The organism is Streptomyces sp. NPDC004667, from assembly GCF_040609475.1.
Classification (GTDB): domain Bacteria; phylum Actinomycetota; class Actinomycetes; order Streptomycetales; family Streptomycetaceae; genus Streptomyces.
This window is the reverse complement of record NZ_JBEXKC010000241.1, coordinates 1-2,215: the sequence shown is the minus strand read 5'-3', so window position 1 is coordinate 2,215 and position 2,215 is coordinate 1. Positions and strand designations below refer to the sequence as shown.

Below are 2,215 nucleotides of genomic sequence, written 5' to 3'. Positions count from 1 at the left end.
CCCCTCGGAACGGCCCCCTACCCGGTGGCCCCGCGGATGCGCCCCGGGCCGCCCCGCTGGCGCCGCGGCCGCGCGGCCGGGCCGCCGCGCACCGCCGGGGAGCGTACGGATGCCGACCGTCCGGAGCCCGCCCTCCGGCCCGGCCCGGCCGGGGGCGTCAGCGTCCGGGAGCTGGTGGCCGCCGAGGCGCGGATCGCGGAGGCGGAGGCAGCGGTGCCGGCCCCGCCCCTGGTGGCGCTCGCCCGCCGCCTCGGTCTGAGCCGCTTCGAGCGCGACGTGCTGCTGATGTGCCTCGCCGAGGAGTTGTCCCCCTCGACGGGTGCGCTGTTCGCGGCCGCGCACGGGGTGGGGGCGATGGCCTTCCCCACCTTCGGGCTGGCGCTCGCGGTCCTGCCCGGTCCCTCGTGGGAGGCGCTGTCCGCGCACGGCCCGCTGCGGTACTGGGGGCTCGTGGAGATCAGTCACGTGGCCGGCTCCGCGCTGGTGACCAGCCCGGTCCGCGCCGACGAACGGATCGTCGACCACGTCAAGGGCCTGGACCACCTCGACGAACGGCTGCGCGTCCTGGTCACCCCGCTCCCGTCCGAGTCGCCCGCCGCGCTGCCCGCCTCCCAACGGGCCGCCGCCGACCGGTGCGCGGACGCCTGGGAGCTGTCCCCGGCGCCGGTCGTGCACCTGGTCGGCGGGCAGCCGGGCAGCAAGCGGCTGGTCGCCGCCGGCGCGGCCGCCTCCCGGGGGCTGACGGCGTACCGGCTGCCGGTCGCGCTGCTGCCCGGGCGGGCGGCGGACGCCGACCGGCTGGCACGGCTGTGGGAGCGCGAGGCCGCCCTGACCCCCGTCGCGCTGTACCTGGACGCGGACGACGACGCCCACGGCGGGTACGACCCGTCTGCCGTCGGGCGCTTCCTCGCGCGGACCGGGGCCCCGGCGTTCTTCAGTTCCCGGGACGCGGCCGCCGGCCTCGGGCGCGCCGCCCTGATCGTGGACGTCGCCCCGCCCACCCCGCGCGAGCGCGCCGCGGCCTGGCGGGACGTGCTCGGTCCGGCGGCCCGCTCCGTCCCCGTCGACCTCCTCGCGCGGCAGTTCGCCCTGGACCTGCCCGAGATCGCGGAGGTGGCCGCGGCGAACGGCGCCGACCGGGCCTGGCGGGCCTGCCTGGACCGCGGCCGGCCCCGCCTCGACGGTCTGGCGCAGAGGTTGCGCCCGGAGGCCCGCTGGGACGACCTCGTACTGCCCGAACGGGCCGGTGCGCAGCTGCGGCGGATCGCCGACCAGGTGGCACGGCAGGAAACGGTCTACGACACCTGGGGTTTCGGCGAACGGCGCACCCGCGGGCTCGGGGTGACCGCGCTGTTCACCGGCCCCAGCGGCACGGGCAAGACGATGGCGGCCGAGGTGCTGGCCGCGGAGCTGGGCCTCGATCTGTACCGCACGGACCTGTCGGCCGTGATGAGCAAGTACATCGGCGAGACGGAGAAGAACCTGCGCCGGCTGTTCGACGCGGCCGAGGCGGGCGGTGCGGTGCTGTTCCTGGACGAGGCGGAGTCGCTGCTGGGCACGCGCAGCGAGGTGAAGGACGCCCACGACCGGTACGCGAACGTCCAGGTCGACTACCTGCTCCAGCGGCTGGAGTCGCACCGGGGGCTCACGATCATGGCGACCAACATGCGGGCGGCGCTCGACGCCGCGCTCGTGCGCAGGCTCCGCTTCGTCGTCGAGTTCCCGTTCCCGGACGTGGCGCAGCGCCGGGAGATCTGGCGCAGGGCCTTCCCGGAGCACGCGCCGGGCCGTGACGGCCTGGACTACGAGCGGCTCGCGCGGCTCGACGTGAGCGGGGCGACGGCCCGCACCATCGCGCTCAACTCGGCCTTCCTCGCCGCGGCGGACGGGGGCCGGATCACCATGCCGCTCGTCCTGCGCGCGGCGCGGGAGGAGTTCCACAAGCTCCAGCAGCCCGTGCGGGAGCGGGACTTCGCCTGGCCGGATCCGGCCGTCGTACATCGTGAGGGGGTGTCGTCGTGAGGGTGGAGGTGCACATCGAGCGGCTGGTCGTGGAGTGGGCGGGCGGCGGCGAGGTGTTCGCGGGGGGCGGGGAGGTGTTCGTGGCGGCGCTGCGCGAGGAGCTGGCCGCCCTGTGCGCGGCGGCCGGTACGGCGGGGGCGTGGATCCCGCGCGGGGTCCGGTCGGTGGTGGTCGCCCCGGCGCCGCACGGGGG

The 2,215-nt window shown here is 77.2% G+C and carries 2 protein-coding genes; both read left to right on the top strand.

Annotated features, from left to right (window positions below):
• Positions 1–2,022, top strand: a 2,022-nt coding sequence (locus ABZW32_RS39700; protein ID WP_356225772.1) for an ATP-binding protein, incomplete at its 5' end; no start/stop codon positions are given.
• On the top strand, positions 2,019–2,215 hold a 197-nt coding region (locus ABZW32_RS39695), incomplete at its 3' end, for a hypothetical protein (protein WP_356225770.1). The genes ABZW32_RS39700 and ABZW32_RS39695, both read left to right, overlap by 4 nt.